We start from the raw sequence: 25354 nt of genomic DNA on the forward strand, positions 1-25354 counted from the left end.
ATGCCGTCAGTGAAAAAAAATAAACGCATTACCATCAGTGATATTGCCGCACTGGCCGGCGTGTCGAAATCGACCGCCAGCCTGGTGCTTAACGGCCGCAGCAAGGAGTATCGGGTGTCCGACGACACCCGCGATCGTATCCTGGCGCTGGCTGGCGAGCACCACTACCAGCCCAGCTTCCACGCCCGTTCGCTGCGGTCCTCCCGCAGCCATACCCTGGGGTTGGTGGTGCCGGAAATGACCAACTACGGTTTTGCGGTGATTTCACGCGAACTGGAAACCCTGTGCCGCGAGGCCGGTTTGCAGTTGCTGATCGCCTGTACCGATGAGAACCCGGCGCAGGAAATGATGGCGGTAAACAGCCTGGTTCAGCGCCAGGTCGACGGCCTGATTGTCGCCTCCAGCCAGCTTAACGATGCGGAATACCAAAAGATTAACGCCGGTCTGCCGGTGGTACAGATGGACCGGCTGATCATCGGTTCCGACCTGCCGCTGGTGATCACCGACTCGCTAACCTCGACCGCCACGCTGGTGGAAAACGTCGCGCGCCAGCATCCGGACGAATTCTATTTCCTTGGCGGCCAACCCCGCATTTCACCCACGCGCGATCGGCTGGCCGGTTTCCAACTCGGTCTGGAACGGGCCGGGGTGGTGTGTAAACCGGAATGGATCATCAACGGTAATTATCACCCCAGCTCCGGCTACGAGATGTTCGCCCAACTCTGCGCGCAACTTGGCCGCCCGCCCAAGGCGCTGTTTACCGCCGCCTGCGGCCTGCTGGAAGGGGTACTGCGTTATCTGAATCAGCACCAGTTGATGGAAAGCGACTTGCATCTGTGCAGCTTTGACGATCACTACCTGTTCGATGGCCTGACGTTGAAAATCGATACCGTGGCACAGGACTGCCGCGCCCTGGCTCAACACAGTTTCGACATGGTTAGCGCACTGATTGACGAGCGACCACTAGAGCAAAACGCGCTATACCTGCCGGGCAGCATCCACTGGCGTCACGCCGGTTCGAAGGCATTGCTCGGCCAGCCTTAGGCTGTTCTTTTTCCCGGTTAAGGAGCTCCTCATGAGTCGTGAGATTAATAAAGATACCCAACTCTGTATGTCGCTGGCCGGTCGCCCAGGTAACTTTGGCACCCGTTTCCACAACTATCTGTATCAGGAACTGGATCTCAACTTTATCTACAAGGCCTTCACCACCCAGGATATTCAGGCGGCGGTGGGCGGCGTGCGTGCGCTGGGCATTCGCGGCTGTGCGGTATCGATGCCGTTCAAAGAAAGCTGCATTCCTTTCCTCGACGAGTTGGATGCTTCCGCCACCGCGATTGAATCGGTCAATACTATCGTCAATGACCAAGGTTTCTTGCGGGCTTACAACACCGATTATATCGCCATCGCCAAACTGCTGGCGCAGCATCAGATCCCAGCGGAAACCTCCTTCGCCCTGCGCGGCAGCGGCGGTATGGCGAAAGCGGTCACCGCCGCGCTGCGTGATGCCGGTTTCAAAAATGGCCATATCATCGCCCGTAACCCGCAGGCCGGTCAGGCGCTGGCAAAGGCCTACGGCTATCAGTGGCAGGCAGAAGTCGGTGACTTAAGCGTAGATATGGTGATTAACGTGACGCCCATCGGTATGGCGGGGGGAACAGAAGCCGAGCAGTTGGCCTTTGCACCCGCGACTATTGCGGCGGCGAAAATCGTGTTCGACGTGGTGGCACTGCCGGCGGAAACCCCGCTGATCCGCAACGCGCGTGAGCATGGCAAACGGGTGATTACCGGTGCAGAAGTGATTGCGCTGCAAGCGCTGGAACAGTTTGTACTTTATACCGGCGTGCGTCCTACCGATGAGCAGATCGCCCGCGCGGCGGCCCATGCTCGCGGCTGAATAGGCTGGACGTTGGGGGCTGAGCAGATGAGCCAGCCCTTAACGCCCTAACGATAGGCCAGCAAACGCAAAATATTTCTCGCACCGTGGAATACACGTTCGATCCTGACATTGCGTTGTATCGCTGTGAAAACAATAAGATATTTACCATAGGGGCTGATCCTGACACCTCGGCCAAGTTCAGGATGCTTTTGATAGGCTTCCGGCGACTCACCAATACGCTGGCATTGGTTGTATAGCTCAGAAATAAAACTCACAGCACGGTTCGGGTTATCTTGCGCAATATAGTCGCCAATATTTTCAATATCACTTACCGCTGCCGGCGATATTGTTAGCCCCATTAGTCACTTCCGTTATCTACCATCCGTTGGTATTTAGCCCGCATACGTTCAAAAACTTCCTCCGCCGGGACTCCCTCACCACTTTCTATTCCCTGTGCAATAGCCACTCGCAGTTGTTCGATTTTCATCGCCTGCTCATGTTCTTCGAGCAGACGCAGACCCGCCCGTATTACTTCGCTGACGTTGCCGTAACGCCCGCTGTCAATTTGCTCATGAACAAACTTCTCAAAATGAGGGCTTAAAGCAATGCTGGTTGGCATAGCCGACTCCAGAAAGTAGTGTTAGTTACTATCTATTAGTATTTTCATTTGCCGGGGGCACGTCAAGTAATTGTACAAAATTAAGGCAATAAAAAAGGGCGCCTGAGCGCCCTGCTTAACCTTGAGGATGTCAGCCCGCTACTTGGCGGCACCTTCCATCCCCACCAGCCCCACCTTCAGGTAACCGGCTTTACGCAGCGTATCCATCACGCTCATCAGCGTCTCGTAGTCCACGGTCTTGTCCGCCTGGAAGAAGATGGTGGTCTCTTTGTTCGCCTGAGTTCGCTGATCCAGCACCGACGTCAGTTGATCGGCACTGACCGCCTGTTCACCAACGTAGAGCTGCTTATCCGCTTTCACTGACAGGAACACCGGTTTTTCCGGGCGCGGCTGCGGTTTGGCTGAGGAAGCCGGGAGATCGACACGGATATCTACCGTTGCCAGCGGCGCGGCCACCATAAAGATGATCAACAGCACCAGCATGACGTCGATAAACGGCGTCACGTTGATTTCATGCAGTTCGCCGCTGTCGTCCAGATCTTCATTTAAGCGCATCGCCATAACTCACCCCACCCGCAGTTGCTGTGAATGCTGTGAACGTTTGGCTTGTGCCGTGGCGGCCAGATCCAAATCGCGACCCAGCAGCAGCAGCACCTGCGCAGCCACGTCGCCAACCTGAGCGCGATGGCCGCTGATCACACGGGCAAAGATGTTATAAATCACCACCGCAGGAATTGCGGCGACCAGCCCCAATGCGGTTGCCAACAACGCTTCTGCGATGCCGGGGGCAACCACGGCCAGGTTGGTGGTTTGCGAGTGCGCGATACCGATAAAGCTGTTCATGATGCCCCAGACGGTGCCGAACAGACCGACAAACGGCGAAATGGCACCGATGGTCGCCAGGAACCCATTGCCACGGCCCATGTTACGACTGTAGCCCGCAACGCGACGCTCCAGACGGAAACCGGTACGTTCCTTGATGCCGTTGTTGTCGTTAGACTCTGCCGACAGCTCCAGCTCGTTCTGCGCATCGCTGAGCAATACGGAACTGATGCTCTCGTCCGAGAAATTCTGTGCCAGTTCGGAGGCTTCATCCAGTGAACGGACATTGGCCAGCGCCAGTTGTTCGCGGCGCAGACGGCGCTTGGCGCGGAACAGTTCGCTGCCCTTGGAGAACAGGATGGTCCAGGTGACGATAGACGCCAGCACCAGGCCGATCATCACGATTTTCACCACGATATCCGCATGCTGATACATGCCCCAGACGGACAGGTCCATACCGCGAGTTTCCGGCGGCTGGATGGTCGGCTGTGGATTCAGCGGGGTAATACTTTCCGGTGTGGCTGCGGCAGGGGCTGAGGCCGGAGCAACGCTCTGGGTAACGGCCGGATTAGTCGCCGGTGCAGCCTGAGCGCTACCGGCCAGACCCACCACCAATACCATTGAAGCTAACAGACCACGGCCAAATGCCTGGCCCCATTGCGCCCGGCCCTGACCGAACGATCCTTGATTTAAATGCTTGCCAGCCGTTTTCACGCTGTGCCTCCACCCGTTACCGATCAAAATTGAGGAATAATTCAGCGTGCGATCATATCAAACCAATCAGGGATTGATAGTAGTTCTCATTATTATTTACCAAATAGTCGGCAAAATAACGCCTCCCGAACGGGTAAATCGGCCTTGCTTTTACATTTAGCGGTTAAAACGTCTGGATGGCTATCATGCGTCATGCTAACTTAAGGGCTATCGCAAATGTCCCGTGAAGACCAAGCCAAAGGTGAGCCCGCTCCTATGACGTCAAAAAACATCGAAACCACCCTGATCGGCGCAGGACGCAGCAAGCGCTATACCCAGGGCTCTGTCAATCCCGTCACCCAGCGCGCTTCTTCACTGGTCTTTGATTCCGTGGCCGCCAAAAAACACGCCACCGCCAAGCGGGCCCATGGCGAACTGTTTTATGGGCGGCGCGGTACCCTGACCCACTTCGCGTTACAGGATGCGATGGTTGAGCTGGAAGGCGGCGCAGGTTGCGTGCTTTACCCTTGCGGCGCGGCTGCGGTCTCCAATGCCATTTTGTCCTTTGTCAGCGCCGGTGATCACCTGCTGATGACCGGCTCGGTGTATGAACCCACGCAGGATTTTTGTAGCCATATCCTGAGCCGCATGAACGTGACAACCACCTATTTCGACCCACTGATCGGTGCCGATATCGCCGGGCTTATTCAGCCCAATACCCGTGTGGTGTTTCTTGAGTCACCCGGCTCGATCACCATGGAAGTTCAGGATATCCCGGCCATGGTGCAAGCCATCCGCGCCGTGGCACCGGAAGTGGTGATCATGATCGACAATACCTGGGCGGCCGGTGTGCTGTTCAAGGCGCTGGACTTCGACATCGATATTTCGATTCAGGCCGGCACCAAATACATTATCGGCCACTCCGATTACATGCTCGGTACAGCCGTGGCAAACCAGCGCTGTTGGGATCAACTACGCGAATACTCTTATCTGATGGGCCAGATGGTGGACGCCGATACCGCCTATATGGCCAGCCGTGGCCTGCGCACCCTGGGCGTACGCCTGAAGCAGCATCAGCAAGGCAGCATCGAAGTCGCCAATTGGCTGGCCAAACGGCCGGAGGTGGCGGTGGTCAATCACCCGGAGCTGCCCAGTTGCAAGGGCCACGAATTTTACCGCCGTGATTTCAGCGGCTGCAACGGTCTGTTTTCTTTCGTGCTGAAACAGCGTCTGAACGACGTGCAATTGGCCGAGTATCTGGACAACTTCAACCACTTCAGCATGGCCTATTCCTGGGGCGGCTATGAGTCGCTGATCCTGGCCAACCAACCGGAGGAGCTGGAAGCCATTCGGCCGGCCGGCGGCATCGACTTCTCCGGCACCCTGGTGCGCCTGCATATCGGTCTGGAGAACGTGCAGGACCTGATTGACGACCTCGCCGCCGGATTCGAGCGTATCGCCAACGCGCACTGACACGCCACCTGTTGCAATGGCAACTTTATTCGCCTTGTTTAATGTGTGCTTAAGCTATTAGCGTTACACTAGCCGGGTAACTGTCAGATACGGTCAACACCGCATCCTGGGGTCGTAACTCCAGGCGCAACCGGCATGCAACAGGATATATAATGGATGTATTACGAGAGATTGTTCATGCGCTTTGGCAGCAGGACTTTATTGCCCTTGCTGATCCAAGCGTAATTTGGGTGGTTTATGCGGTACTTTTCACCACCCTGTTTTTAGAGAACGGACTACTGCCAGCCTCCTTCTTGCCCGGCGACAGCCTGCTGCTGTTATCCGGTGCCCTGATCGCCAAAGGCGTGATGGCCTTTGTGCCAACGCTGATCATTTTAACGCTTGCCGCCAGCCTCGGCTGTTGGCTGAGCTACCTGCAGGGGCGCTGGCTGGGTCACACCAGTCTGGTCAAAGGCTGGCTGCTGCAACTGCCTGCCCAATATCATCAACGTGCGCATAATCTGTTTAACCGTCATGGCTTGATGGCTTTGGTGATCGGCCGTTTTCTGGGTTTTGTTCGTACCTTGCTGCCGACCATGGCCGGTATCTCAGGCCTGAACAGCACGCGTTTTCAGATATTTAACTGGCTGAGTGCCGTGATTTGGGTTGGCGCGGTGGTCGGTCTTGGTTATGCTTTCAGCCAGATCCCACTGGTGAAACGCTACGAAAGTCAGGTAATGACCGGGCTGATGATCCTGCCGCTGCTACTGCTGCTGGTGGGGCTGCTGGGTGCCATGCTGGTTATCTGGCGTAAAAAGCGCGCTGCCTCTTCCTGATCGGCTTGCGGGCGGCAATAGCCGCCCCTACAAGGCTTTCTCAACCAGCGCCAGGCTCGGGGGCAACTTGCTCACCAGCGTATCCACCGCCAACCGTACCTTCAACGGCAAATGTGGCGTTTGCGGCCACACCGCGTGAGCCTCAAATGACATGCCTGGTCGATCGCGCATCAGCCTGACCAATTCCCCTTTCAACAACGATTCCCGCACCAGCCAACAGGGCAGCCAGGAGATGCCAAACCCGGCCACCGTGGCGTCCGCCATCGCCTGCAGGTCATCCATCTGCAGACGCTTGTTTGGCATCACTTCCTGCACTTTGCCGCCGTTATCCGGGATCAGCCAGTTACGCACCACACCGGCGCGCATGTAGGTCACCGCATCATGTTGAGTCAGCTGTTCAAGGCTTTTCGGCTCGCCATGCTGCTGCAGGTATTCCGGCGCCGCGCACAACGTCATACGGTGATCGCCAATGCTCCGCGCCACCAGTCCGCTGCTGCTGGGCAATGCCCCGTTACGGACAGCCAGATCAAAACCGTCCTCAATCAAATCCACGATGCGATCGTTAAATGACAGCTCCAGCTCCAGCCCGGGGTGCTCACGCGCCAGGCCGGTTAACAGCGGCGCAATGCACATGCGGCCGAACAGCACCGGCATCGACACCCTCAGCCTGCCACTGACCTGCTGTTTGCCCGACTCCAGCAGAGTTTCTGCGGTGCGGATCTCCTCCAGCGCCCGTAAGCAACGTTCATAAAACAGAGCGCCGTCATCGGTCAGACTCAAACTGCGGGTGGTTCGGTGAAACAGGCGCACAGCCAATCGCTGCTCCAGACGGGCGATGGTTTTCCCCACCGCCGAACGTGAAAGGTGCAGCCGACTGGCCGCCAGCGCGAAGCTGCCCGCCTCCACGGCGGTGACAAACACCGAAATACCGTTCAATCGGTCGGTCATGTTTTGTAGCCCTTAGAGAAACAATCAGAGGAAATTTTATCGCCACTGGCGAACCTCAATCAACGATAATATCCACAGGTCTGTTTACCACTGACTTTGGAGTCAATCATGACCAAAACCATGCAACGCTGGACCATGGACGCCCTCGGACGTCAGCACCTGAAACTGAGCGAAAGCGCCATTCCGCAACCGGGGCCACATGAGATTAGGGTGAAAGTGAATGCGGTATCACTTAATTACCGCGATAAGTTGATGATCGAAACCGGCATGGGGCTGGAGTTGCCACCGTCGTTTATTCCAGCCTCCGACATGGCCGGTGAAGTCGACGCAATTGGCGCCGATGTCAGCCGTTTCCAACCGGGCGAGCGGGTAATTTCCACCTTCAGCCCCGGTTGGATAGATGGCAAACAGAAGCCCTATGGTAATGCGCGCATCCCACCTTACCGTACGCTGGGCGGTTTTTATCAGGGCATGTTGGCGGAATATGTGGTGCTGCATGAGGACTGGCTGGTGGCCGCCCCCACCTCGCTGGACGACGCGCAGGCCAGTACCCTACCCTGCGCCGGGCTGACCGCCTGGTTCGCGCTGGTGGAACAGGGAAACCTGCACGCCGGTCAATCGGTATTGGTACAGGGCACCGGCGGTGTGGCACTGTTCGCGCTGCAAATCGCCAAGCTACAGGGGGCAGAAGTTTACGTCACCTCCAGCAGTGACGAAAAATTGGCGCGTACCAAAACGTTGGGTGCCGACCATGGCATCAACCGCCTGAAGGAGAACTGGGTGGAGGCGGTGTATCGGTTGACAGAGGACCGCGGTATTGACCACGTGATCGACACCGTTGGCGGCCCAAACCTCGGCAATTCGGTTCGCGCCGTCGCTGTGCAGGGACGGATCTCGGTGATCGGCGCGCTGGAGGGCTTTGAGGTCTCGGCCCCTGCCGGACCGCTGCTGCTGAAATCGCCGGTGATCCAGGGGATTGGTGTCGGCCACCGCCGCGCACTGGAAGATCTGGTACGGGCGGTGGATGCCAATCGCTTGCAACCGGTGATTGATCAACGCTATCGCTTTGACCAACTGCAGCAGGCACTCGATCATCTCGATCGCGGGGCGTTCGGCAAAATTGTACTGACGCGCTGAATTGCCGTCCCGGCTGCGGGATTAGCCTTCCATCATTAAAGGCGGGTTATCGCGCAGTCGGGCCACTTCGTCGCTTGGCGTCACACCAAAGAAACGTTTGAATTCACGACTGAACTGCGAAGCGCTCTCATAGCCGACGCGGATCGCCGCGGTGCTGGCCTTCAGACCGTCGTGAACCATCAGCAGGCGCGCCTTGTGCAGCCGATAGGACTTCACATACTGCAGCGGCGAGGTATTGGTCACCGCCTTAAAGTTATGGTGAAACGCCGAAATACTCATATTCACCTCCCCCGCCAACTGCTCGACGTTGAGGCTGTCGGCATATTGGTTCTCGATGCGTCGCAGCGCTTTGGCGATTTGGCTGAAGTGGGTATGGCGATTGACCAGTTCCTGCAACGACGTCCCGCAGCTGCCACGCAACACGTGGTACAGAATTTCGCGCACAATCTGCGGCCCCAATACCCGTGCATCGAGCGGCTTGGCCATCACGTCCAGCAGGCGTTCGGTGGCGCACAACAGCTCTTCCGACAGCTCCGCCAGATTAACTCCGCTGCTTTCTCTGCGCGGTTTCATCAGGTAGTCATCATCGCCGATGTCGATCAACAGATCCTGCAGCATCTGGCTGTCGATATTCACCGCCAACCCCACCAGCGGCAGTTCCGGGCTGGCAAAGGTTTCGCATTCGAACGGCAGCGGTACCGTCATCAACAGGTAGTTACGCGGATCGTACTGAAACACCCGGTTGCCGCAGTAACCCACTTTGTGGCCCTGGAAAATGATCACCACCCCAGGTTCGTACATCACCGGCTGACGAGGGCAATGGCGATCCACATAGAGGATTTTCACCAGTGGCACCGGTGAAGGGGTATAACCGTTACTCTCGGCAAAGCAGGCTGCCTGGCGCGCCATACGGCCGCGCAGTTCATCGATTTCACTCACGGAAACACCCTCTTACACTAAGAACAATTCGGCATAAATAATAGTTTAAAACTCTGCTTTTCTACAACGCTTTGTAGGAATAGGCAAGACTCGGGCAGGAATGAGCATTGTGCCGAGGGGGTAAGTTACTGACAATACACCCCAGATATTTTGCGCCGTCTGGCGCTTGCCTAATGCAGAAGAGAAATCAGCCATGCAAAACTTTATTCTTCATACCCCAACCAAAATCCTGTTCGGTCAAGACCAAATCGCCGGTCTGGCGCAGCAGATCCCAGCCGACGCACGTATTCTGATCACCTACGGTGGCGGCAGCGTGAAAAACAACGGCGTGCTGGATCAGGTTTATTCCTCTCTGGCCGGTCGCAACGTGCAAGAATTCTCCGGTATTGAGCCGAACCCAACCTACGAAACGCTGATGAAAGCGGTCGAGGTCGTGCGTGCAGAGAACATCGATTTCCTGCTGGCCGTCGGTGGGGGTTCGGTGGTTGATGGCACTAAATTCATCGCCGCAGCGGCCCATTATCAGGCGGATAGCGACCCATGGCATATCCTGAAAACCGTCGGCAGCGAAATCAAAGGCGCAGTGCCTATGGGTTGCGTACTGACACTGCCGGCAACCGGTTCTGAATCCAACAGCGGCGCGGTGATCACCCGTAAAAGCAGCGGCGACAAACAGCATTTCTTCTCGCCATACGTACAGCCACTGTTTGCGGTACTGGATCCGGTGGTGACCTATTCGCTGCCGCCGCGCCAGATCGCCAACGGCGTAGTCGATGCCTTTGTGCATACCATTGAGCAATATCTGACCTACCCGGTCGATGCGAAAGTACAGGACCGTTTTGCCGAAGGCCTGCTGTTGACGCTGCTGGAAGATGGTCCGCGTGCGCTGGCCGAACCGGAGAACTATGCCGTGCGCGCCAACGTGATGTGGAGCGCCACCATGGCATTGAACGGTCTGATCGGTGCCGGTGTGCCGCAAGACTGGGCAACCCATATGCTGGGCCACGAGTTAACCGCCATGCACGGTTTGGATCATGCCCAGACGCTGGCCATCGTCCTGCCGGCATTGCTAAACGAGAAAAAAGCACAGAAACGCGAAAAACTGCTGCAGTACGCCGACCGCGTCTGGGGTCTGCGTGAGGGCAGCGAAGACAGCCGTATTGACGGTGCCATTGCCGCCACTCGCGCCTTCTTCGAACAAATGGGCGTGCCAACCCGCATGGCCGATTACCAGCTCGACGGCAGCTCGATCCCGGCACTGCTGGATAAGCTGCATCAGCACGGCATGACCGCACTGGGTGAGCATCAGGACATCACCCTGGAAGTCAGCCAACGCATTTATGAAGCGGCACGTTAATCGCAAGTAATCATTTTCTGTCAGGCTTTAGTTTCCCTCGCCTGCGCCCGTGCGATCGCCGGGCGCAGTAACCAGCACTATTCCGATATCACCGAAATTTGCTTAGCGAACTCAGCACCACCCCGATTTGCCAACTAGAATTTATTGATAGCTGTTCCCGGTGCATGCAGTACCGGGCAATCCGTTAACCAGGAGATGCGCATGACAACGCAACAACCCATCATCAAACTCCACGATGGTAATCTGATGCCGCAGTTGGGTCTCGGCGTTTGGCAGGCGAGTATTCCAGAGACCACCAACGCGGTGATTAAAGCGCTGGAGGTGGGGTATCGCTCCATCGATACCGCCGCAATTTACAAGAATGAGGAAGGGGTCGGCGCTGCGCTGCAATCCGCCTCGTTACCGCGCGATGAGCTGTTTATCACCACCAAACTGTGGAACGACGATCAGGGTGATCCACAGGCCGCCCTGGAAACCAGCCTGGAAAAACTCAAGCTGGACTACGTCGATCTGTATCTGATCCACTGGCCGAAACCGCAGCAGGATCAATATGTGGATGCCTGGCGTGGGCTGATCAAGCTGCGCGAGCAGGGTCTGGCCAAGAGTATCGGGGTCTGCAACTTCCATACCCCGCATCTGCAGCGTCTGCTGGATGAAACCAATGTCGCCCCGGTGATTAACCAGATTGAGCTACACCCACTGCTGCAGCAGCGCCAGTTGCGTGCCTGGAACGCGACGCATCACATCGCTACCGAATCCTGGAGCCCGCTGGCACAGGGCGGTGAGGGGGTATTCGACCAACCGTTGATCAAACATCTGGCGGAAAAATACGAGAAAACCCCGGCGCAAATCGTGGTGCGCTGGCATCTGGACAGCGGTCTGATCGTGATCCCGAAATCGGTCACGCCATCCCGCATTCGTGAGAACTTTGAGGTGTTTGATTTCAAACTGGATAAAGACGAACTGAGCGATATCGCCCAACTGGATATCGGCAACCGTCTGGGGCCAGATCCCGACTCACTGTAATGCTACCCAGCCCTGTTGTTTAAGGGTAGGGGCGCTGCATGCCGCGCCCGATAGCATCATCAATGGGTTAAAGCGGGTCGAACATGTTCGACCCCTACAGGTTTAGCTCTTACCAGCCTTCTCTTTCAAGAGAGGGCTGCTTTTTCCCCGCTACAGTTGCTCGCCATTGGTGGCGATCACCCGCTGATACCAGCCAAAGCTCTGCTTCTTCTTGCGTGCCAGATTGTTGTCGTGATCGACATACACAAAGCCGTACTGCTTTTGATAGCCGTTGAGCCAGGAAAGCAAGTCGATAAACGACCAGGGATAGTAACCGCGCACATCGGCACCCTGCTCGATCGCGGCACCGATCGCCTGAATATGATCGCGCAGATAGTCAATGCGCGGTTGATCGCGCACTTCCCCCTCAACGATCGGATCCTTGGCTCCCAGTCCGTTCTCGGTAATGTAGATCGGAATGTTGCCGTAGCGTTTGACGATGCGGCCAATGGCATCGGTCAATCCCTGCGGATAAACCTCCCAGTCCCAGTCGGTGTAAACACCATTCGGGTTACGCACCAGCTTGAACAACCCCTTAAAGCCCAGTTCACGCCCGCTGCCCTTCTGGCCACTGGTGTTGATCGCGTAGCCCTCAACGTCGTCGTTATGTGCCACCATTTCGCGCTTGTAGTAATTCAGGCCGATAAAATCGACGATATTGTCCTTCAGCAACACCTCATCCCCCGGCGCAAAATGCGGTACGCCAAAGGCCTGCTGCGCCATCGCCAACAGCTCTGCCGGGTATTCGCCCTTCAGCACCGGATCGTACAGCCAATGGGTGAAGATCCCCTCGGTTATCTCGCAGGCGCGGCGATCTTCTGGCGAGTCGCTGATCGGATCGTTAGGTTGCAGCACATTGACGAAGCCGATCTGACCGTTGATCTTCATTTCACGGAAACTTTTTACCGCGCGGGCATTGGCCAGAAACACATGGTGGCAGGCCTGAATGCCCTTCTTCGGATCGGTCAGTTTGGGCGGATGCGCCCCGGTGATATAGCCCATGCCGATAAACACGATGGTTTCGTTGAAGGTGGACCACAGCTCGACGCGGTCACCAAAACGCTGATAACACAGACGGGCATATTCATCGAAAGCATCGACAATCTCACGCGACTCCCAACCACCAAACTCGTCTTGCAGCGCCTGCGGCAGATCCCAGTGATACAGGGTGATCATCGGTTTAATGTTGTGCCTGAGCAACTCGTCGATCAAGTCGCTGTAAAATTGGATCCCGGCCTCATTCACCTCGCCCCGCCCCTGCGGCAGCAACCGTGGCCAGGAGATCGAAAATCGGTAGGTCTGCATCCCCAATTCCGCCATCAGCGCCACGTCTTCGCGGAAACGGTGGTAGTGATCGACCGCGACATCGCCGTTGGTGCCCTGATAAGTGGTACCGGGCAGGTGGGAGAACAAGTCCCAGTTGGACAGGCCCTTGCCGTCGGCATCAAAGCCGCCCTCAACCTGATAAGACGCGGTCGCCGCCCCCCACAGGAAATCCTTCGGAAATACGCTCATTGGTTTTGCACCCCGTTCTGCTCCAGTAATCGGTAAATTCTCACCAGTTCCTCCACCAGATCGCGCGCCAGCATGGCGTTCATAATGTGGTCCTGCGCGTGCACCATGATCAGATTGACCGGCAGCTTGCCTTCCCCCTCGTCGAAACCAATCAGTTCCGTCTGGGTGGCATGCGCACGCTTTACCGCCAGTTGCGACTCCGCCAGCAAAATATCGACCTGATCCCACTGATATTTCCGCGCCGCGTACAAAGCCTGCATGGCGCAACTGCGCGCCTCACCGGCGTTGATGATCAACTCCATGACTGCCGTTTCCATATCCATCATTCGGTGACTCCCTGTGTTGGTTCAATCTGCTCGGCTTCACTCACTTCCTGATCCAGCAACTGCTGCTCATAGACCTTGAAGAACGGGTAGTAAATCAGCGCCGATACCGCCGCCAGCAGCAGCACCAGCAGTGCGGCACGGAAATCCCAACCGGTGGCCCAGGCGGCGCCAATCGGTGCCGGGGCGGTCCAGGGCACTACCGAGATCACCCGGCCGATCAGATCCAGCTTCACGGCCGCATAGGCAATGATCGAATTGACGATCGGCGCGGTGATAAACGGGATGAAAAAGGTGGGATTCATGACGATCGGCGTACCGAAGATCACCGGTTCGTTAATGTTAAAGCAGCTCGGCACCAGGCTCAGCTTGCCGATCGAACGCAGATGCGCCGAACGGCTGCGCAGGTAAAGCAACACCAGTCCAAAGGTCGCACCGGATCCGCCGATGACGATAAAGAAGGTCCAGAAAGCTTCCATAAAGATATGCGGCATTGGCTGACTGGCGGCCAAGGCATCCTGATTGATGCCCAAATTGGTCAGCCAGAATGCCTGCAGCATACCGGAGACGATCACCGCGCCGTGAATGCCGGCGAACCACAATAAATGGCCGATCAACACCGCCAGCAGGATCGCCGGCAGCGAGTCGGCGGCGGAAATCAGCGGCTGGAACAGCGCCATAATTGCCTGTGGCAGCAGTAAATTAAACTGGTGCTGCACCAGCAGGCTGAGAGGATACAACGTGATCACCACCGCCAGGATCGGGATCAGCAGATCGAACGACTGTTTGATCTTGGCCGGCACCTGTTCCGGTAATGAGATACCGATATTGTGCAGCTTGAGAAAACGGATCAGTTCGGTGGTGTAGATCGCCACCAAAATGGCGGTGAAGATCCCCACGCCCCCCAACGCAGCGGTCGGCAGCATCTTTTCGGTCTGCGGTGCAGCGACCAGTAAAAATGACATTAGCGCCAGCATGGCCGCCATAAAGGGATCGAGCTTATAACTCTGCGCCAGGTTATAAGCGATGGCGGCAGTAATATAAATCGACATAATCCCCATGGTCATATTAAACGGGGTAAGAATAGCGACCTGGTGTTTTTCCGCCGCACCCAGCCACCATTGCGCTATTCCCCAACTGCTGTCGGCTGAAAAAGGCGGGTAGGCAAATACCAGTAAAAATGAGCCGACGATCATAAACGGCATCGCGGAAATAAAACCGTCGCGGATCGCCATAATATGGCGTTGAGTTGATAATCTTCCGGCAATGGGACTGATGCGGTTTTCAATGAAATTGAATGCGGCTTGGCTGATACTCATGGTTCAACCCTCGGGACTTTCTGAGTCAATGGTCACAGGGCGAGAAAGCCGGCGGCAACAGGCTGCAGCAGGCGCCCAGGTGGGATTAGTGTTGCGCGAGCATCGTTAAGGCTTCGGCGAGAATTTTATCGCCGCGCATCATGCCGTAATCTATGCTGTTGATAACCGCGATCGGTTTATTTTCCCTGTCGGCAATCTTTTTAAAATCGGCCAACTTATATTTAATCTGTGGCCCGAGCAGGCAGCATTGGTAATTCGCCAGAGTGGTTTCAAACTCATCAATGCCCACGGCAATAATATCCACCTCAATACCCTGCTGTTCGGCGGACTTTTTCATTTTACTCACCACCATGCTGGTGGACATACCGGCGGCGCAGCATAGAAATATTTTTTTCATCCGTACTCCATAAGCCAATAGGTGCAAAGGATCCCGTTGAGAAATGAGTATGGTTTCAAAAACGAAAAAACAGCAACCGGTTTCAGTAACCGGTTGCTGGGTTTGAGCGGGTTCTGTGAAGAAGATCCGAATTTTAATTTTCGGACTTAAAGTGCTGAATAACCGAGCAGCAAGGCCTGACTGAAACGCTCCCCCTTGACCAAGCGGCGCAGCCCACCCAGCCCCGGCATGTTATGGCCATTGGCCGCATGCGTCATCGGCTCCAGGCAGAAGAACTCGAACTGGTAACCCGGGCTGAAGGCCGGATCCGAGATAAACATAAAGTACACCGGGCAGGCAGGTTCGGTGTTCATTTTCAGCCCGATCCCCTGCTCCGGCCACTGGATCTTTGCCTCGCCGTTCCAGCCGCCAAACCCGTTATTCAGCCAGCGGCGAGGGATCGCGGCTAAGGAGTTAAAGTCCATTTCCTCACTGAGCGGTACCTGTTCGCCCGGCAACCACTCGTCTGCCTCCAGCCAATAGGCATCCGCCGCTGCCTGCAGCCGGGTATGCGGCGTTAAGGGGAAAAAAGGGTGCCAGCCCAATCCGTAGGGCATCGGGTTTTCGCCGCGATGCTCCACGGTCAGTTCCAACCTAAGCTGCTGCCGCTCCAGGGTAAAACACTGATCGACCCGGTACTGATAAGGCCCTTGCTGGTGCTGATAACGCAAACGGAGGAAATCGCTGCGCTGCTCAATGCACTGCCATTGCTGCAGCCAACCATCACCATGAAGGTAATGCCGATCTCCAGCCGTATTGGCGTTGAGCACGTAGTCTCGCCCCTCGAAACTGAACCGATTTTGGCTGACCCGGTTACCAAAGGGAACCAGCGGAAAGCAGCCCGCTTGCCCCGCCGGGGTGGTTGCACTCAGCGGTGCGGGCCGCAGCAGCGGGATCTCCCGCCCTGCGCTATGTGCGGCCAGTTTAAGCACGCTGCCGCCCAATGATGAAACCACCAGCGACAGATTGCCGTTATCCAGGCAGAACAAGCTCATATCACTCCCAGGTGCAAATTATGCATTCTCGCGGCTGATGGCCGGCACCAGTTGCTCTTCCAGCGCTTCCAGCGTGATGCCTTTAGTTTCCGGTACGCGGGCATAAATGAACAGCGCACCGGCCAGACAAATACCGCCATACAGCAGGAAACTGCCCGCCGCGCCCAGTGCCGCATTCAGCAGCGGGAAACTGTAGGTCAGTACAAAACAGGCGACCCACAGGGCAAAGGTGCCTGCGGCCATTGCCGCGCCGCGAATACGGTTGGGGAAGATTTCAGACAGCAGTACCCAGGTGACCGGTGCGAGCGTGACGGCATAGATAGCGATGGCGACCAACACCAACAGCAATACCGGCAACCCCAACAAACCATAGGCGTAAGCCGCCGCCATCAGCAGGTAGATCGCCGTTAATCCACAGGCACCGATCAACATCAAACGGCGACGACCAATGCGATCCACCAGCGGCAGGGCCAGCAAGGTGAAGATCAAATTGATCAATCCGGTGGCGACAATTGACTTCAAGGTATCGTTGATATCAAACCCTGCCGAAGCGAAGATCTCCTGCGCATAGTTGAAGATCACGTTGATACCGCACCACTGCTGGAAGACCGCCAGCACAATGCCAATCACCAGCACTGGCCGTACGTCGCTGCGCAATAACGCGCGGAATGGCACCTTGCCACTGTCCTTGCCCAGAGTCTGACGGATCTCCGCCAGCGTTTGCTGTGCATATTGTTCGTTGCCAATGCGCCGCAATACCCACTGCGCCTTTTCATGACGCCCGGCTTTCGCCAGCCAGCGCGGGGACTCCGGCACCACCAGCATCAACAGCAGGAAAGCCAGCGCCGGTACCAGTTCGGCGCCGAACATATAACGCCAGCCAATTTGCCCATTCCAGCTGGCCAGCAGATCGGCCTGGCTGGCATTGGCCACCACCGGATCGGCGATCAACAAATTGATCAACTGCGCCGCCAGCACCCCAATCACAATGGTCAATTGGTTCACCGCCACGAAGCGGCCGCGCTGGGCTGCCGGGCTGACTTCGGCGATATACATCGGCGACAGTGCCGAGGCCAGGCCAATACCGACACCGCCGACAATGCGGTACACAATAAAGGCGTCAAAACTGGTGGCCATGGCGGTGCCCCAGGCGGAGATCACGAAGGTTAGCGCGGCGATCGCCAACGGCAATTTTCGGCCAAAACGATCCGACAACAAGCCCGAGATCAGGGCACCAAAAATGCAGCCCACCAGCGCTGAGCTCATCGCCCAGCCAGACTGCGCGGGATCGGTAATGCCGAAATAAGCCTCGTAGAACGGCTTGGCACCGCCGATCACCACCCAGTCATAGCCAAACAACAGGCCACCGCAGGCGGCAACCAGACAGATAGTCCAGACATAGGGCATGTTCAGTTTATTATTGTTCGTCACATCCGTTCTCCTTCTGGCATCAGCTCGCTAACGCGTCGGCCAGTACACTGAATAGACGCGCTTTGTCATGCGCAGGATTGCAAGCCAGCAACGCTTTCAACGTCTGCTGCGCCGCCGTTAACTGCCCTAACCCCAGTTGGGCCAGCGCCGCCACCAGCAGGCAATGCTGTTGGTGCGCCTGCTGCAGGTCGTTGTCCAACGCCATCAGGTCCGGCAGCGAAACCGCGAAGAAATCGGCACCGGGCACCTGACCGGACTGCTGCTGCACCCACAGCTGCATTTGCCTGAACAGCTGTTCGGCCTGGGCTGACTGCCCCAGTTGTTTGAGGGCCATGCCGCGATAGAACAGATAGTCCACCGGTTGGTCGTTGTAGTAACGGCTTTGCGTCAGGTCACCGTGCCCGGCGCAGGCCTGCTGCCAGTAACTGGCGGCGGCGTCAGAGTCACCTTGCCGGGCGGCACAGATGCCGAGCCAGTAGTAGAGATCGTTGTCGCTTTGCCCGGCCAACCGGCCTTCTCCCAGATTGGGCGGGTAGTGCAAGGCTGACTGCAGCCAGGCCTGCGCCTGCTGCGGCTCACCCTGCTGTAGAGCCTGAAATGCCAACCGCTGCAGGTTGATCAGGTATTGGCCAGTGACCTTGCCTTCACCGCCTTCCCACGGGTGGAACTGCCGCTGTTGCAGAGCCTGTTGCGCCTCACGCAACCGGCCGCACTGGTTGTACAGGCTCAGCAGTTCGGCAGTGAGATCGTCACGCCTGGCCACCACCGGCAGGTGTTGCTCCAACAAGGCCAGCCGCTGTTCAGGAGCCACTCGCAGATGCTTATTCAGTTGATCCAGCTCGAACAATAACCGGGCATCGTCGGGCTGTAGCCTGAATGCCCGTTGCAGATATTCCAGCGCAACATCATGCTGCTGGAGCTTGTTGAAGCTGTAGATCCCCAGATTGCGCCAGGCATCGGCAAACCCCGGTTGCCGTTCGACGCAGCGCTGCCACAGTGCCACCGCCTGCAAGTAGTTGCGTTTGCTGTAATGAAAACACCCCAACAGGTACTGCGCAAAATCGCACTCCGGCAATTGGCTCAGCATCTGTACTTCGTTCAGGGTATTGGGGAAGCGCACCTGTCGGCTAAAGCTGTCACGCGCCTGCGCCAGCAACTGCTGGTATTCGCTATCGCTAGCCTCGCCTTTGCGCAAGCTGGTCAGTAGATAAAGCGGCAGGCTTTCCTGGCTGTCCAGCAGCGTCAGCAGTTCAGTCGCCTGCGGTTTGGCCCCCCATTCACTGAGTTGACCGGCGATGGTCAGCGCATTGATGCCACGGCAACCGGTCACCGTACGCAGCCGCTGTAAATCAGCCGCTTCGCGGGTTTGCGCATAACGCAGGTAATACAGGCTGTAATGCAACGGGCGGGCAGCCAGTTCCCGGTCGATATAGGCCAGGCTCTGTTCTCCCTGCCCCAGGCGTTGCAGCAGCAGTGCCTTTAGAGCGATCAACGGATAATGGCTGGCATTAACGCTCAGGCTGCTTTCGCAAAACGCCAGCGCCTGCGAATGATCCCCGCGCCGCGCCGCCACCCGAGCCAGGCCGTAAAAACCACCCGGTTTACCGTTACCGCTCCAGATCGCACGGTAGAAATCTTCATAAGCCGCGCTGTCGTCACCCAATTGTTCATGTGCACAGCCGCGGATCAGGCTGGCCAAGCCGCACTGTGGGTTATGGTTAAGATGATGGGCGCGTGCTAACGCGTCGTCAGCATAGGCAATGGCACGTTCAAAATTGGCGCGGTTATATTCCAGCGTCGCCAGGGCCAGATTGCAGCGGTAATCCAGCGGATCCAGCGTCAGACCGCGCTGGTAATAATCGAATGCCGAACGGCTGGCGTGGTTGTATTGCTCCAGATGCTGGCCGATAAACCAGGCCTCATCGGCACTGCCGATTTGCCCGGCCACCGGCGGTGCTTTGGCGGGCTGCGGCAATTCTGCTGCCGGATCGGCCTGATGCTGACGATAGCTGAGTACGCAATGCCCCTGCGAGTCCAGCAATTCAATCGTCAGGCGACCTGGGAAATCACCGGTCATGGTTTCCAACAAGGCCGCGCCGGGATTGAGATCGATACGTCGGTCGAGCAGCAACTGTTGGTCGCTATCGCTGCGAACTACCAGCCGATGTTGTGCCAGTGGTGCGACCGCATACAGCCCCCACACCAGCTGCCGTCCGTCGCTTTCCAACTTTAGCGCCGCCTGGGTGTTGGCGTTCTGCACCATGCCCAGGGTGTTGTAAGGCAGGAAATTCTGCACGAAGCATTTTTCTTCATAGGCATCGAGCCAGGTGAAATCCGGCTGGTTATCGGTGTAGACCCCGGTCATCAGCTCAATGTACGGGCCATTGCTGTCGGTCAGATTGCGATCCCAGGCCTGACCAAACTCGCCGTGGCCCCAGCTCCATTGCTTCTTGCCGGGTGATACATGGTGATCGGCGATATGCAGCAAACCGCCTTGTTCATCGTGGCTGTAGGCGCCGACGAAGTCATAGTCGGACTTATGCGCCATATAAGACGTCGGCACCGGGATATTCTTGTAGCGTGAAATATCTACCCCGGCCGAGTAATCCACCTTGTAGTAGGTGCCGGTAGCGATAGGGAACGAGGACACATCGCGCTTGCCGTGGTCAAAAACGGCGGTCACATCCGGCGGGAACACGCTTTGGTGATCGTCGCCGCCCTTCACCGCCGGGTTGGCCCACCAGAGGAAATGACGCGGCGTCGGGTTGGGGTTAAAGATCCTGGCACTGATTTCGATCAGCGCGCGGTCGGGATACAGAGTGAAACCGGCCATCACCTGCAAGCCGCGCATCGGTTCCACTTCCCCCAGCCAGACGGTCTGCGCACCGTTATCATGCTGTTGAATCTGACAGTCCACCGGCATGTAGGTGGTCGGACGGTGGTGCTGCGGCCAGTTAAACTCGATGCCCCCGGAGATCCACGGCCCCAGCAGCCCCACCAGTGCCGGCTTGACCACCTCGTTATGGTAGACAAAATCGCGCTGTTGCACTTTGTCGTAAGCCCGGTGGATACGCCCACCCAGCTCCGGCAACAGCATCACGCGCAGGTAGTCGTTTTCCAGATAGACCGCCTGATAGCGGCGCAGGGATTTCTCGCCGCTGAGGGTATCAATCACGCCGTAGGGGTAAACCGCGCCGGAAGAGCCCTGATAGACGCGATTTTCCAGGAACATCGGGTGCGAGTCCTGTTCGCCGGTGCCGTAGGTGGGTAATTCAACCTGTTCTTGCCAAACCTTGACTGTCCCGTGCATGCTTTCCTCTCTAAAAATACTGAACATTGCGTTTCAGGCAGTCTAGATGACAGGATTGGTGGCTTTATGCGCTACCATCACGCAATACAGTAAACGGAGTTTAATGAATGGCATTGCAAGGTTTGAATAACCAGCGGGTGCGCAATTTTAATAAACGGGTGCTGTGCGCGCTGCTGTACCGGGAGAAAGTCGCCAGTAAGTCGACGCTGGCGCGGCTTTCGCAGCTGTCTATTCCTGCGGTCGGTAAAATTCTCGACGAACTGCAAGAAGAGCAACGGGTAGAACACGACCCGCACAACCTGCACAGCCGTGGTCTGGGTGGCGGCAGTTACCGCATCGCCGCCGCCGGGCAACGTATTCTGTGCCTGAATGTCTCCCCTTATCTGATCGAAAGTATCGTGGTGGATGGCCTGATGACGCCTTGCAGCCCCTTCACCCCGCAGCCGATCGTCGCCACCACGCCGCAGGCGATGCTGCAGGAAATGGTGCAAATTTATCATCTGCACAGCCGCCAGCAGGGCATGCCACTGAAAATAGCCTTGTCGATCCACGGCCAGGTCAACCCGCTGACCGGGGTATCCCAACGTATGCCGCAGGCCCCGTGGGAAGGGCCGATAGAGATAAAATACCTGCTGGAAGAGCGCCTGAAGACCGAGGTTTTGCTCGATAACGACTGCGTGATGCTGGGGCTGGCGGAAAAGTGGCAAAATAACGCCAATTTGCAGGACTTTTGCGTGATTAATGTCGATTACGGCATAGGTTCGTCATTTGTGATTAATCAGCAGATTTACCGGGGCAGCCTGTTTGGCAGCGGCCAGATTGGCCATACCATTGTCGATCCCGATGGCGGCCTTTGCTCCTGTGGCCGTTACGGCTGCCTGGAAACCATCGCTTCGCTGTCGGCGCTGAAGAAAAAGGCCCGCATTCAGCTCAAGGTCACGCCCTGGGCACAGCAGGAAGGCGAAAGGATTAAAACCCCCACCACCGCCGAATTGATTGCCCGTTATCATCAGGGCGACGCTGCGTTGCAAGTGCTGGTGCAACGCGCCGCCCAGGCGATTGGCCTGAGCCTGTATAATTTCCTTAACATCCTAAATATCAACCGGATTTACCTTTATGGCCGCAGTTGCGGGTTTGGGCAGGCCTGGCTGGACAGCATCATCAACCAGACCGGTTTTAACCCCTTCGACCGGCACGACCAGATCCAGGCTCAGGCCACACATATTGGCTTTGGCCAACTGACGCGCGCGCAACAAGTTACGGGGATTGGTTATCTGTATGTCGAACAGGCACTGACCGAGATGCTATGATGCCCGACTTTATCCCAGCAAAAACAACATGGAGCACCATGAACCCCACTCTACGACTCTGGTCGCGCGCCGGCATTGTCTGCCTGATGCTGATCCTGGCCGGCTGTTCCAGCAAAAAACCGCGTACCAGCTATGATGCTCACGCTTTTGATGATGCCATTGAAGATGCTGCGGATAAATACGATGTCGATCAAAAGCTGATCGCCGCGATGATTAAGGTGGAGTCCGGCTTTAACCCGGCAGCCATCAGCCGGTCCAATGCCATAGGGTTAATGCAGTTGAAAGCCGATACCGCAGGTTGTGACGCCTATCGCTACAAAGGTAAACGCGGCTGCCCGGACGAAGACGATCTGCTGGATCCTGATACCAATATCGATCTCGGTGCCGCCTACATTGCCGTGCTGCAAAAACAGCAGCTTAAAGGGATCAACAACCCGGTCAATATGCGCTACGCCACCATCATCGCCTACGTCAACGGCACCGGCGCGCTGTTGCGGACCTTCTCCAGCAACCGCCAGCAGGCTATCTCGATGATTAATAATCTGTCGCCGGAAGCCTTTAACTGGCATATACGCAAATATCATCCCGCCCCGCAGGCACCACGCCACTTGATGAAAGTGGAAGCCGCCTACGATCAATTGTGATTTAAACGCAAAAAAGGAGAACCCTAGGGTTCTCCTTTTTGTTTAAACACTGACTTAACCGTTACGGCTTGCCGTTGCGGATTGGCTTGCGCGGCGGCTTATTGGTCGGCGTACGCTGACGGGTGATGTCAGTATGCTTGGTCAGCGCCGGACGGGTATGGCGCTGCAAGCGCTTGGCTTCACGCTGCTCGTCAATGCTGGGCGCCGGTACCAGACACTCGCGACGGCTGCCGATCAGGTGTTTCATGCCCATCTCTTCCAGCGCGGTACGGATCATCGCCCAGTTGGCCGGATCGTGATAACGCAGCAGCGCCTTGTGCAGACGACGCTGACGATCGCCCTTCGGGATCACCACATCTTCACTCTTGTAACCGACCCGGCTCAGCGGGTTTTTACCGCTGTAATACATGGTGGTGGAGTTAGCCATCGGTGACGGATAGAAGTTCTGCACCTGGTCGAGACGGAAACGGTTTTTCTTCAACCACAACGCCAGATTCACCATATCTTCATCGCGGGTGCCCGGATGTGAAGAGATGAAATACGGGATCAGGTACTGCTCTTTGCCCGCCAGCTTGGAGTAATGGTCAAACAGCTGTTTAAAGCGATCGTAGCTGCCCATGCCCGGCTTCATCATTTTCGACAGCGGGCCTTCCTCGGTGTGTTCCGGAGCAATCTTCAAATAACCGCCCACGTGGTGAGTAGCCAGCTCTTTGATATAGCGCGGATCTTCTACCGCCAGATCGTAACGTACGCCCGAGGCGATCAGGATTTTCTTGATGCCCTCCAGTGAACGCGCACGGCGGTACAGCTTGATGGTCGGCTCGTGGTTGGTGTCCATGTAGGTACAGATTTCCGGATACACGCACGAGGCGCGGCGGCAGGTCTGTTCTGCGCGTGGATTGGTGCAACGCAGCATATACATGTTGGCCGTTGGGCCGCCCAGATCGGAGATCACCCCGGTAAAGCCCGGCACCTTGTCACGGATCTCTTCGATTTCACGAATAATGGAGTCTTCCGAACGGCTCTGGATAATGCGCCCTTCATGCTCGGTGATCGAACAGAATGAACAACCGCCGTAGCAGCCACGCATGATGTTGACCGAGAAGCGGATCATGTCATAGGCCGGAATGGTTTCCTTGCCGTAGGACGGGTGCGGAATACGCTGATACGGCAGGGCAAACACGCTGTCCATTTCCGGCGTAGTCAACGGGATGGCCGGTGGGTTGATCCACACATAACGGTCACCATGTGACTGCATCAGCGCACGGGCACAGCCCGGGTTGGTTTCATGGTGCAGAATACGCGAGGTGTGCGCATACAGGACCTTGTCGGCCTTCACCTTCTCAAAGGACGGCAACAACACGTAGGTTTTTTCCCACGGCTTCGGTTTGGCCGCGCGAACGGTGACCGGTTTGGCCTCAGGTTCCACCTTGCCACCGTCGGCGCAAGGCAGATCGTCGCCGTAAGGGTTAGGAATGGGTTCAATGCGGCCTGGCTTATCCAGACGGGTAGAATCTACGCCAGTCCAACCCGGCAAAGCACCTTTGCGCATTACCGCCGTATTGCGAATATCGTGGATCTCACTGATTTTTTCGCCAGCAGCCAGACGGTGCGCCACTTCCACCAGCGGGCGTTCGCCGTTACCGTAGATCAGCATATCGGCTTTGGAGTCCACCAGCACCGAACGGCGTACGGTATCCGACCAGTAATCATAGTGAGCGATGCGACGCAGGCTGGCTTCGATGCCGCCCAGTACGATCGGCACGTCTTTATAGGCTTCTTTGCAACGTTGGCTATATACCAAGGTTGCACGATCCGGGCGTTTGCCGCCCACGTTGCCGGCAGTATAGGCATCATCGTGGCGCAGCTTGCGGTCGGCGGTATAGCGGTTGATCATCGAGTCCATGTTACCGGCGGTGATGCCGAAGAACAGGTTCGGCTTGCCCAAACGCATGAAATCTTCTTTATTGCTCCAGTCCGGCTGCGCAATGATGCCGACGCGGAAGCCCTGCGCTTCCAGCATACGACCGATGATGGCCATACCAAAACTGGGGTGATCGACATAGGCGTCACCACTGATAATGATCACATCGCAGCTATCCCAGCCCAGTTGATCCATCTCTTCGCGCGACATCGGTAAAAACGGCGCGGTGCCATAACATTCGGCCCAATAAGGCTTATAGGAAAACAATTCACGGTCGGGTTGGATCAGGCTGGTCGTGCTCATTCTGGTGCTCTTTCACAGGTTAATTAATCGCCGGGCGGCGATTATACGCACTAGTGGCAAAAAGAGCATGGTTATTTCACCCATTAGTCGCATCCGCAGG

Annotated in this window: 22 protein-coding genes and 1 pseudogene; 9 read left to right on the forward strand and 14 right to left on the reverse strand. The window is 56.7% G+C overall.

Annotated features, from left to right (window positions below; translation table 11 throughout):
• Positions 1–1044, forward strand: coding sequence for a substrate-binding domain-containing protein (locus E5C26_RS21140; RefSeq protein WP_135318049.1), 1044 nt, complete (start codon positions 1–3; stop codon positions 1042–1044).
• Positions 1045–1075: 31 nt separating this feature from the next.
• Positions 1076–1894 carry a shikimate 5-dehydrogenase gene (locus E5C26_RS21145; protein ID WP_135318050.1) on the forward strand — a complete coding sequence of 273 codons (819 nt, stop codon included), beginning with the start codon at positions 1076–1078 and terminating at the stop codon, positions 1892–1894.
• A gap of 47 nt (positions 1895–1941) precedes the next feature.
• On the opposite strand, the gene E5C26_RS21150 is transcribed toward E5C26_RS21145, so the two are convergent.
• The 4 genes from E5C26_RS21150 to exbB all read right to left on the reverse strand — a co-directional run bounded on the left by E5C26_RS21150 (position 1942) and on the right by exbB (position 4031).
• Positions 1942–2235: a type II toxin-antitoxin system RelE/ParE family toxin gene (locus E5C26_RS21150; protein WP_135318051.1), complete on the reverse strand. Its 294-nt coding sequence runs from the start codon at positions 2233–2235 to the stop codon at positions 1942–1944.
• On the reverse strand, positions 2235–2495 hold the full coding sequence (locus E5C26_RS21155) for a type II toxin-antitoxin system ParD family antitoxin (RefSeq protein ID WP_135318052.1): 261 nt from the start codon (positions 2493–2495) through the stop codon (positions 2235–2237). Before E5C26_RS21155 ends, E5C26_RS21150 begins: the two co-directional genes overlap by 1 nt.
• A 138-nt stretch (positions 2496–2633) precedes the next feature.
• On the reverse strand, positions 2634–3056 hold the full coding sequence (gene exbD, locus E5C26_RS21160) for a TonB system transport protein ExbD (protein WP_135318053.1): 423 nt from the start codon (positions 3054–3056) through the stop codon (positions 2634–2636).
• A 3-nt stretch (positions 3057–3059) separates the two neighbouring features.
• Complete coding sequence (gene exbB / locus E5C26_RS21165) at positions 3060–4031, reverse strand: tol-pal system-associated acyl-CoA thioesterase (protein WP_135318054.1); 972 nt, start codon at positions 4029–4031, stop codon at positions 3060–3062.
• Positions 4032–4286: 255 nt separating this feature from the next.
• Here exbB and metC point away from each other — a divergent pair, with 255 nt between their 5' ends.
• Positions 4287–5483: a cystathionine beta-lyase gene (gene metC, locus E5C26_RS21170; protein WP_135318055.1), complete on the forward strand. Its 1197-nt coding sequence runs from the start codon at positions 4287–4289 to the stop codon at positions 5481–5483.
• A gap of 152 nt (positions 5484–5635) precedes the next feature.
• Positions 5636–6298 carry a DedA family protein gene (locus tag E5C26_RS21175; RefSeq protein WP_135318056.1) on the forward strand — a complete coding sequence of 221 codons (663 nt, stop codon included), beginning with the start codon at positions 5636–5638 and terminating at the stop codon, positions 6296–6298.
• A gap of 27 nt (positions 6299–6325) precedes the next feature.
• On the opposite strand, the gene E5C26_RS21180 is transcribed toward E5C26_RS21175, so the two are convergent.
• Positions 6326–7246 (reverse strand): LysR family transcriptional regulator, encoded by a 921-nt coding sequence (locus E5C26_RS21180; RefSeq protein ID WP_135318057.1) that lies wholly within the window; start codon positions 7244–7246, stop codon positions 6326–6328.
• 108 nt (positions 7247–7354) lie between these two features.
• On the opposite strand from E5C26_RS21180, the gene E5C26_RS21185 reads away from it, so the two are divergent.
• Complete coding sequence (locus tag E5C26_RS21185) at positions 7355–8383, forward strand: zinc-dependent alcohol dehydrogenase family protein (RefSeq protein WP_135318058.1); 1029 nt, start codon at positions 7355–7357, stop codon at positions 8381–8383.
• 21 nt (positions 8384–8404) lie between these two features.
• Here the strand turns inward: E5C26_RS21185 and E5C26_RS21190 are convergent, their stop codons facing one another.
• Positions 8405–9292: an AraC family transcriptional regulator gene (locus E5C26_RS21190; RefSeq protein ID WP_409513917.1), complete on the reverse strand. Its 888-nt coding sequence runs from the start codon at positions 9290–9292 to the stop codon at positions 8405–8407.
• Positions 9293–9515: 223 nt separating this feature from the next.
• Here E5C26_RS21190 and yqhD point away from each other — a divergent pair, with 223 nt between their 5' ends.
• The gene (gene yqhD / locus E5C26_RS21195; protein WP_135318060.1) at positions 9516–10679 is read left to right on the forward strand and encodes an alcohol dehydrogenase; all 1164 of its coding nucleotides are present in this window, start codon (positions 9516–9518) and stop codon (positions 10677–10679) included.
• A 201-nt stretch (positions 10680–10880) separates the two neighbouring features.
• Positions 10881–11705, forward strand: a complete 825-nt coding sequence (gene dkgA / locus E5C26_RS21200) for a 2,5-didehydrogluconate reductase DkgA (RefSeq protein WP_135318061.1) — start codon at positions 10881–10883, stop codon at positions 11703–11705.
• Between the two features lie 150 nt (positions 11706–11855).
• Here dkgA and E5C26_RS21205 read toward each other — a convergent pair whose 3' ends face one another.
• The 7 genes and pseudogenes from E5C26_RS21205 to E5C26_RS21235 form a co-directional block, all read right to left on the reverse strand.
• Positions 11856–13259 carry a GH1 family beta-glucosidase gene (locus tag E5C26_RS21205; RefSeq protein WP_135318062.1) on the reverse strand — a complete coding sequence of 468 codons (1404 nt, stop codon included), beginning with the start codon at positions 13257–13259 and terminating at the stop codon, positions 11856–11858.
• The gene (locus tag E5C26_RS21210) at positions 13256–13585 is read right to left on the reverse strand and encodes a PTS lactose/cellobiose transporter subunit IIA (RefSeq protein ID WP_135318063.1); all 330 of its coding nucleotides are present in this window, start codon (positions 13583–13585) and stop codon (positions 13256–13258) included. The genes E5C26_RS21205 and E5C26_RS21210 overlap by 4 nt, the downstream gene beginning before the upstream one ends.
• Complete coding sequence (locus tag E5C26_RS21215; protein ID WP_135318064.1) at positions 13582–14901, reverse strand: PTS sugar transporter subunit IIC; 1320 nt, start codon at positions 14899–14901, stop codon at positions 13582–13584. The genes E5C26_RS21210 and E5C26_RS21215 overlap by 4 nt, the downstream gene beginning before the upstream one ends.
• An 85-nt stretch (positions 14902–14986) precedes the next feature.
• Positions 14987–15298 (reverse strand): PTS sugar transporter subunit IIB, encoded by a 312-nt coding sequence (locus E5C26_RS21220; RefSeq protein ID WP_135318065.1) that lies wholly within the window; start codon positions 15296–15298, stop codon positions 14987–14989.
• A gap of 146 nt (positions 15299–15444) precedes the next feature.
• Positions 15445–16332, reverse strand: a complete 888-nt coding sequence (locus E5C26_RS21225; RefSeq protein ID WP_135318066.1) for an aldose 1-epimerase — start codon at positions 16330–16332, stop codon at positions 15445–15447.
• Positions 16333–16350: 18 nt separating this feature from the next.
• Positions 16351–17766: pseudogene (locus E5C26_RS21230) on the reverse strand (sugar porter family MFS transporter); the annotation flags it as partial.
• Between the two features lie 16 nt (positions 17767–17782).
• Positions 17783–21073, reverse strand: a complete 3291-nt coding sequence (locus tag E5C26_RS21235) for a DUF5107 domain-containing protein (RefSeq protein ID WP_135318067.1) — start codon at positions 21071–21073, stop codon at positions 17783–17785.
• A 107-nt stretch (positions 21074–21180) separates the two neighbouring features.
• Between E5C26_RS21235 and E5C26_RS21240 the strand changes: the two genes are divergently transcribed.
• Both E5C26_RS21240 and E5C26_RS21245 read left to right on the forward strand, forming a co-directional pair.
• A complete protein-coding gene (locus E5C26_RS21240) occupies positions 21181–22383 on the forward strand; it encodes an ROK family protein (RefSeq protein WP_135318068.1) in 1203 nt (400 codons plus the stop codon).
• A 38-nt stretch (positions 22384–22421) separates the two neighbouring features.
• Positions 22422–23027: a transglycosylase SLT domain-containing protein gene (locus E5C26_RS21245; RefSeq protein ID WP_135318069.1), complete on the forward strand. Its 606-nt coding sequence runs from the start codon at positions 22422–22424 to the stop codon at positions 23025–23027.
• A 61-nt stretch (positions 23028–23088) separates the two neighbouring features.
• Here the strand turns inward: E5C26_RS21245 and E5C26_RS21250 are convergent, their stop codons facing one another.
• Positions 23089–25254, reverse strand: coding sequence for a YgiQ family radical SAM protein (locus E5C26_RS21250; RefSeq protein WP_135318070.1), 2166 nt, complete (start codon positions 25252–25254; stop codon positions 23089–23091).
• Positions 25255–25354: the final 100 nt, after the last annotated feature.

The sequence above is a fragment of the Serratia proteamaculans genome, from assembly GCF_004684015.1.
GTDB classification, from domain to species: Bacteria; Pseudomonadota; Gammaproteobacteria; order Enterobacterales; family Enterobacteriaceae; genus Serratia; species Serratia proteamaculans_F.

Bases quoted from the DNA above. Each gene is read 5' to 3' on its own strand.
- E5C26_RS21185 (WP_135318058.1), top strand. From the start codon at position 7,355: ATGACCAAAACCATGCAACGCTGGACCATGGACGCCCTCGGACGTCAG.
- E5C26_RS21245 (WP_135318069.1), top strand. From the start codon at position 22,422: ATGAACCCCACTCTACGACTCTGGTCGCGCGCCGGCATTGTCTGCCTG.
- yqhD (WP_135318060.1), top strand. From the start codon at position 9,516: ATGCAAAACTTTATTCTTCATACCCCAACCAAAATCCTGTTCGGTCAA.
- E5C26_RS21150 (WP_135318051.1), bottom strand. From the start codon at position 2,235: ATGGGGCTAACAATATCGCCGGCAGCGGTAAGTGATATTGAAAATATT.
- E5C26_RS21175 (WP_135318056.1), top strand. From the start codon at position 5,636: ATGGATGTATTACGAGAGATTGTTCATGCGCTTTGGCAGCAGGACTTT.
- E5C26_RS21205 (WP_135318062.1), bottom strand. From the start codon at position 13,259: ATGAGCGTATTTCCGAAGGATTTCCTGTGGGGGGCGGCGACCGCGTCT.
- E5C26_RS21250 (WP_135318070.1), bottom strand. From the start codon at position 25,254: ATGAGCACGACCAGCCTGATCCAACCCGACCGTGAATTGTTTTCCTAT.
- E5C26_RS21140 (WP_135318049.1), top strand. From the start codon at position 1: ATGCCGTCAGTGAAAAAAAATAAACGCATTACCATCAGTGATATTGCC.
- exbD (WP_135318053.1), bottom strand. From the start codon at position 3,056: ATGGCGATGCGCTTAAATGAAGATCTGGACGACAGCGGCGAACTGCAT.
- E5C26_RS21145 (WP_135318050.1), top strand. From the start codon at position 1,076: ATGAGTCGTGAGATTAATAAAGATACCCAACTCTGTATGTCGCTGGCC.
- dkgA (WP_135318061.1), top strand. From the start codon at position 10,881: ATGACAACGCAACAACCCATCATCAAACTCCACGATGGTAATCTGATG.
- E5C26_RS21215 (WP_135318064.1), bottom strand. From the start codon at position 14,901: ATGAGTATCAGCCAAGCCGCATTCAATTTCATTGAAAACCGCATCAGT.
- metC (WP_135318055.1), top strand. From the start codon at position 4,287: ATGACGTCAAAAAACATCGAAACCACCCTGATCGGCGCAGGACGCAGC.
- E5C26_RS21210 (WP_135318063.1), bottom strand. From the start codon at position 13,585: ATGATGGATATGGAAACGGCAGTCATGGAGTTGATCATCAACGCCGGT.
- E5C26_RS21240 (WP_135318068.1), top strand. From the start codon at position 21,181: ATGGCATTGCAAGGTTTGAATAACCAGCGGGTGCGCAATTTTAATAAA.
- E5C26_RS21155 (WP_135318052.1), bottom strand. From the start codon at position 2,495: ATGCCAACCAGCATTGCTTTAAGCCCTCATTTTGAGAAGTTTGTTCAT.
- E5C26_RS21220 (WP_135318065.1), bottom strand. From the start codon at position 15,298: ATGAAAAAAATATTTCTATGCTGCGCCGCCGGTATGTCCACCAGCATG.
- E5C26_RS21180 (WP_135318057.1), bottom strand. From the start codon at position 7,246: ATGACCGACCGATTGAACGGTATTTCGGTGTTTGTCACCGCCGTGGAG.
- E5C26_RS21225 (WP_135318066.1), bottom strand. From the start codon at position 16,332: ATGAGCTTGTTCTGCCTGGATAACGGCAATCTGTCGCTGGTGGTTTCA.
- E5C26_RS21235 (WP_135318067.1), bottom strand. From the start codon at position 21,073: ATGCACGGGACAGTCAAGGTTTGGCAAGAACAGGTTGAATTACCCACC.
- E5C26_RS21190 (WP_409513917.1), bottom strand. From the start codon at position 9,292: ATGGCGCGCCAGGCAGCCTGCTTTGCCGAGAGTAACGGTTATACCCCT.